The sequence below is a fragment of the Falsiroseomonas sp. RANM36 genome (genome assembly GCF_056682175.1).
Window position 1 is genome coordinate 438,090 of record NZ_JBWXTD010000006.1, and the last position, 5,585, is coordinate 443,674.

Here is a 5,585-nt window from a genome sequence, read left to right on the forward strand (position 1 = left end):
CCGCGCCGCCCGCCTGGGTCCCCGCGGCGTGGGGCCGCGCCGCGGCCACCCCGGCCGGCAGCCTGCCCTGGCGGGGGGGGGGGGGCGTCGGCAGCATGCGGCTGCCGATCGCATAGGAGAGCGGAAGGATCACCGCATGGGTGGCCGGGTTGCCGAGCAGCAGGCAGACGGCGATCGCCGCCGCCTTGGCGCCGCGCAGCGCCACGGCGCCGGCCACTGCCAGCAGCAGATGCGCGCCGAAGACCGGGATCATGGCGGCGAAGGCGCCGGCGGGGGCCCCGCGCGCCACGCGCCCGGGTCCGCCGGGGCTGCCGAGAAGGGCTGCCCAGGCGGTGGCGATCTCGCCCCGTAGCCGGGCCGCGAGGCGCCTCAGAGCTTCTCGACTTGCCCGTATTCCAGCTCGACCGGCGTGGAGCGGCCGAAGATGGAGACGCTCACCTTCACCCGGCCGCGCTCCTCGTCCACTTCCTCGACCGTGCCGTTGAAGCTGGTGAAGGGGCCGTCGGCCACGCGGACCTGCTCGCCCACCTCATAGACGATGGCGGGGCGCTTCGGCTTGTCGGCCTGGTCCGTCATCTGCTTCAGCATCCGCTGCGCTTCCTGCTCGCGGATCGGGGTCGGCCGGTTCTTCTCGCCGAGGAAGCCGGTCACCTTCGGCGTGTTCTTCACCAGGTGCCAGGCGTCGTCGGTCATCTCCATCTTCACCAGCACGTAGCCGGGGAAGAATTTCCGCTCCTGGTTGGTCTTCTGGCCACGGCGGACCTCGACGACCTCTTCGGAGGGAACAAGGATCTCCTCGAACTTGTCGGCGAGGCCCTTCTGCGCGGCCTGCTCGCGGATCTGCTGCGAGATCTTCTTCTCGAAGCCCGAATAGACGTGCACCACGTACCACTTCTTGTCGGCCATGACGTGGCTCACACCCCCAGTCCGAACAGCAGGCGCATGACGCCGGCGATGATCCAGTCCACCAGCATGAAGAACAGGGCAGCCAGCGCCGACAGCGCCAGCACCAGGCCGGTGGTCACCAGCGTCTCCTTGCGGGTCGGCCAGGTGACGCGCGCGACCTCCTGCCGCACCTCGCGCACGAAACCGACCGGATCGAACCTGGCCAACTCGGCCCCCTTCTCCATCGCAGGCGCTGCGAAGCCGGCGCCGGCCGCGAACATATCCGCGCGGCCGCATGGCAGGGGCGGAGGGTCTCGAACCCCCAACCTCCGGTTTTGGAGACCGGCGCTCTAGCCAATTGAGCTACGCCCCTAGCGTACGGGCCGCCGCGATGCCTTGCGGGCAGTCTTCCGGCGTTCCGCGCATGGGCCGCGCGAGCGCGGACACATAGCGGGCGGCCCGGGCGGTGGCAAGCTTGGCCGCCCGGCCCGGCTGCGTCAGCCGCGCGCGTCGCGGATGACGAGCGTGCCGGCCATCTTGTCGTGCCAGCCCTGCCGGCGGGAATCCCAGATCGCCCAGAGATAGCCGAGGCCGAGCGGCAGCGCGGAGACCAGGTAGCCGGTGTAGCGCAGCACGAGGCGGCCGAAGCTCGGCACGCCGCCGGTCTCGGCATCCACGATGCGCAGGCCGAGCACCATCTTGCCCGGCGTGCCCTGACGCTCCACCCAGAAGCTCAGCACCACCAGCGCGCCGATGAGATTCGCCATCATCTCGCCGCCAAGCGACATCTGCCCGCCATTCACCAGGGCCGCCACCGCGCCCAGCACGAAGGACAGCGGCAGCAGCCAGAACAGGTCGATGATCTGCGCCAGCAGCCGCGAGCCGAGACCCGCCAGCTCCACCTGCCCCTGCCTGTCGGACATCGTCCTGCCTTCACCCGATCCGGCGCGGTAACGCCACACCAACCGCGTCCTGTCCAGACGCCTCCGCGCCCGTCGCAACCGCCGGCCGTTCCGGCTATGCAGGTGGGCCGTTCGCTGCCCGCCCGAAAGGACCCCGCATTGCGCGTCGTCGGTTTTGTCCCCGCCAAGGGATCGAGCGACCGGATACCGTCCAAGAACATGCGCATCCTGGACGGCGAGTTCCTGTTCCGCCGCAAGCTGCGCCAGATGCTGGAAAGCGGCGTCTTCGACGAGGTCTGGCTCGACACCGAATCGGAGGAGATCGCCGGGCTGGCCGAGGACCTGCCGGTGAAGCTGCTGCGGCGCGACCCGGCGCTCGCTTCCAACGCCACCGACGGGCACGCGCTCTTCGCCAATGAATGCCGCGCCGTCGCCGGGGGCGATCTCTACGTGCAGGCGCTCTGCACCGCGCCCTTCGTGGGGCCCGAAACCTTCCGCCGCGCCGTCGCGGCCCTGCGGGAGGCGCCGCAGGCCGACAGCCTGGTCGCGGTGACGCGGGAGAAGCACTACGAATGGGCGGGCCAGGAGCCCGCCTATGGCCGCGGGCGCATCCCCAACAGCGTGGACCTGCCGCCGCACACGATCGAGGCGATGAGCCTCTACATGATGCGCGCGACCTCGGCCGACTTCCCGCACAAGCGCTTCGGCCGCAGCCCGCTGCTGTTCGACCTGACCGCGCGCGAGCGGCTCGACATCAACTGGCAGGAGGACCTCGAGCTCGCCGAGACGATCTGCGCCGGGGAGCGCCAGCGGGAGGTGATGCTGTTCCGCGCGCTGCGGCCGCATCTCAGCTCCTCCGTCTTCTCCGACCTGACGAAGGAGATGGGGCTCGCCTGCACCCTGCCGGCCGCGATCAAGCCGGTGGCCGGGCGGCGCATCCTCGGCCGGGCCAAGACACTGAAGCTGGTCGCGCTGCCGCCGGGCGCGACGCGCGCGGGCGGGGAGTGGAAGGGCATCTACGATGCGCTGAAATCCTACGCCTTCCTGCGTGCGGGCGACGTGATCGTGGTCTCCACCACGGTGCCGGACCGCGCCTATTTCGGCGAGCTGAACGCGCATCTGGCGGTGCGCGCGGGCGTCGCGGGGGTGGTGGTGGACGGCTACACCCGCGACATCGAGGCGGTGGCGCCGCTCGAGCTGCCGGTCTTCGCGCGCGGCGCCTGGGCGAACGACATCAAATACGAAGGCACTACCGGCGCGATGAATGTCGCGGTGGAGATCGCGGGCGTGCCGGTGCGCAACAACGACGTGGTCTTCGCCGATGCCGACGCCGCCGTGGTGATCCCGCGGGAGCGGTGGGAGGAGGTGCTGCGCCTGAGCCTCGACGCCATCGTCAACGAATCCCGCGTGCGGCTGAATGCGGCGCTCGGCCGCCCGGTGGACGAGCTGCTCGAGAAATTCGGCTATTTCTGAGTCGGGCGGGCGCGGCGCGATGGGCACCTACCGCATCGACATGGAGGCCGACCTCTACGAGGTCGAGAACACCTTCCACCTGCGCGCGCCGGTCGGGCGGATGGGCAAGCTGCTGGCGCAGGCCGAGCTCTACCGCCGCATCGCCGGCCTGCCGGGCGCGGTGGTGGAGTGCGGGGTGTACAAGGGCGCGTCGCTGATGCGCCTGCTGGCCTTCCGGCGGCTGTTCGAGACCGACGAATCGCGCGCGGTGATCGGCTTCGACGCCTTCGGCCGCTTTCCCGTGGCGGAGGGCGAGCAGGATGCGGGCTTCATCGCGCGCTTCGAGGCGGCGGGCGGGCCGGGGATCGCCCGCGCCGACCTCGAGGCCGCCATCGCCGCCAAGGGATTCTCCAACGTCTCGCTGGTGGAGGGCGACGTCTTCGCCACCCTGCCGGCGCATCTGGAGAAGCATCCCGAACTGCGCGTCGCGCTGCTGCATCTCGACATGGATGTCGCGGCGCCGACGCGCTTCGCGCTGGAGCAACTGGCAGCGCGGATGGTGCCGGGCGGGCTGGTGCTGTTCGACGACTACGGGTTGGGGGCGGGCGCGACCGCGGGCGCGGATGCCTTCGCGGCGGCGCGCGGGCTGAGGCTGGAGAAGCTGCCGTATTACGCGGTGCCGGCCTTCCTGGTGATGTAGGGGGCGCTCACCCCCCACCCGGGGCCTCGCCCGCCTGCGGGGGAGGGAGCAGTCCGCGTTCGAGCCCGAGTTTCTCGCCCACCGCGCGCAGCAGCGCGTCCTCCACGCCCCAGAGCGCGAGCGAGAAGCGGCTGCCATGCTCGGCGGCGCCTTCCGTCTCCTCGATCACCGCGCGCTGGTCGAGCTGCACCACGGTCGGCTCGTGCAGGTCGGAGCGGTTCGGGACCATGGACGCGACGTGATAGACGATGGTCGGGCGCTGCAGCAGCCAGCTCGGCAGCAGCGCGCCGGTGCCCTGGGTGGTCAGCACCAGGTCGCAAGGCGCGATCTCCGCCACCTTGGCGTAGGAGGAACGGCCGAAGAGGCGGATCTCGGCCGCGATCGGCACGCCGAGCCCGTCCTTGATCTCCGCGATCGCCGCCTCGATGCGGGCCATCACCATCCGGTCCTTGTCGTTGGGCTCGCCGGAGATGGTCCAGCCATCCCAGGCGACCTCCAGCGCCAGGCCGCGCGCGGCGCAGGCGACGCCGATTCGGCGCAGCACGAAGCGGAAGATTTTGGCCTGGTTCAGCAGGCGCGCCCGCTCCGCATCCACCGAGAGCATCACGCGGAAGCGTCCCGCGCGGGCCGAGGCGGCGAGCGGCGCCAGGCCGAAGCGGCGGCGCAGCCACTCCGGCCCCTCATGCGTCTTGGTGCGATAGACGCGATGCGCGTCGATGCCGGCCTCCAGCAGCGCCAGCGCGGCGCCGGGGCCTTGCAGCCGCCGGACCTCGCCCTCGGCCAGCGCGGGGATCACCGCCAGCGGGTCCATCGCGCACCAGTCCTCGAGCAGCACGAGCAGCCCGCCGCGCCGGCGGAAGGCGAGAAGTTCGGCCTCCGCGGCGTCGAGATAGGCGAGGGATTCCTTCAGGTAGTGGCCGGGGCGCGGATCGCCGACGACGAAGGCCGGGCGCAGCGTGCCGGCCAGGCCGCGCGCGACGAAGCGGGCGAAGTGCAAGGGCTCCGTCAGGAAGGGACGCAGGAAGCCGAAGAGCGCGGTGCGCGGGTTGAGCACGCTCGGGCGCAGCAGCAGGAACAGGTCGCGCGCCGGATACCAGGCGCCCTGCGGCAGGCGGCCGACGAAGAGGAAGACGACGAGCTCCTCCTCATGCACGGCGAGATAGGCCTGCTGCGCCTCGTTCACGAACTCGCCCAGCACCGGCAGGTCGCAGTGGTGCAGCGGGGACCGGAGGACGCGCGGGTGCCCGGCGAGGAAGGCGGCGTGGAAGTCCCGCAGATGCCCGAGCCAGGCGGCGGAGCGATAGGCCTTCACGTCCTCCGCGCCAGGCATCGGCAGGTCCGCGGGCCAGTCGCGCGCGCGCATGCCGAGCTGGAGGATGCGGCAGCGCGCGAGCAGCGCGTTCAGCCCGTGCAGCGAAGGATCGCGCTGCGCGCCAGGCCAGGAAAAATTCTCGGGCGGGATCCGGCAGAGGCCGGCGAGATACGCCGCGGCATCCTGCCGGGTGTCGAGGTGGAGGAGGTGCCGCGAAGCCGCCTCCTCCGCCGTCATGCGCGTGGTCGCGCCCTACTTCACGATCTTGGCGACGACGCCGGCGCCGACGGTGCGGCCGCCTTCGCGGATGGCGAAGCGCAGGCCCTCATCCAAG

At 71.4% G+C, this 5,585-nt stretch carries 8 protein-coding genes and 1 tRNA gene; 2 read left to right on the forward strand and 7 right to left on the reverse strand.

The window, feature by feature from the left end; translation table 11 throughout:
• From AC1MIR_RS23680 to AC1MIR_RS23700, 5 genes are all read right to left on the reverse strand, one after another.
• On the reverse strand, positions 1-289 hold a 289-nt coding region (locus AC1MIR_RS23680), incomplete at its 3' end, for a DUF2062 domain-containing protein (protein ID WP_480030633.1).
• Positions 290-369: 80 nt separating this feature from the next.
• Positions 370-906 (reverse strand): transcription termination/antitermination protein NusG, encoded by a 537-nt coding sequence (nusG, locus tag AC1MIR_RS23685; RefSeq protein WP_480030634.1) that lies wholly within the window; start codon positions 904-906, stop codon positions 370-372.
• 8 nt (positions 907-914) lie between these two features.
• Entirely contained in the window at positions 915-1,112 is a 198-nt protein-coding gene (gene secE / locus AC1MIR_RS23690) for a preprotein translocase subunit SecE (RefSeq protein ID WP_480030635.1), read from the reverse strand.
• 69 nt (positions 1,113-1,181) lie between these two features.
• A tRNA-Trp gene (locus tag AC1MIR_RS23695) sits at positions 1,182-1,258 on the reverse strand.
• Between the two features lie 124 nt (positions 1,259-1,382).
• Entirely contained in the window at positions 1,383-1,808 is a 426-nt protein-coding gene (locus tag AC1MIR_RS23700) for an RDD family protein (RefSeq protein WP_480030636.1), read from the reverse strand.
• 138 nt (positions 1,809-1,946) lie between these two features.
• Here AC1MIR_RS23700 and AC1MIR_RS23705 point away from each other — a divergent pair, with 138 nt between their 5' ends.
• Together AC1MIR_RS23705 and AC1MIR_RS23710 are read left to right on the forward strand one after the other, a co-directional pair.
• Complete coding sequence (locus tag AC1MIR_RS23705; protein WP_480030637.1) at positions 1,947-3,260, forward strand: RraA family protein; 1,314 nt, start codon at positions 1,947-1,949, stop codon at positions 3,258-3,260.
• Positions 3,261-3,279: 19 nt separating this feature from the next.
• Positions 3,280-3,939: a TylF/MycF/NovP-related O-methyltransferase gene (locus AC1MIR_RS23710; protein ID WP_480030638.1), complete on the forward strand. Its 660-nt coding sequence runs from the start codon at positions 3,280-3,282 to the stop codon at positions 3,937-3,939.
• A gap of 7 nt (positions 3,940-3,946) precedes the next feature.
• Here AC1MIR_RS23710 and AC1MIR_RS23715 read toward each other — a convergent pair whose 3' ends face one another.
• Positions 3,947-5,488 (reverse strand): hypothetical protein, encoded by a 1,542-nt coding sequence (locus tag AC1MIR_RS23715; RefSeq protein WP_480030639.1) that lies wholly within the window; start codon positions 5,486-5,488, stop codon positions 3,947-3,949.
• A gap of 15 nt (positions 5,489-5,503) precedes the next feature.
• Complete coding sequence (locus tag AC1MIR_RS23720) at positions 5,504-5,584, reverse strand: EF-Tu C-terminal domain-related protein (RefSeq protein ID WP_115004024.1); 81 nt, start codon at positions 5,582-5,584, stop codon at positions 5,504-5,506.
• Position 5,585 lies beyond the last annotated feature (1 nt).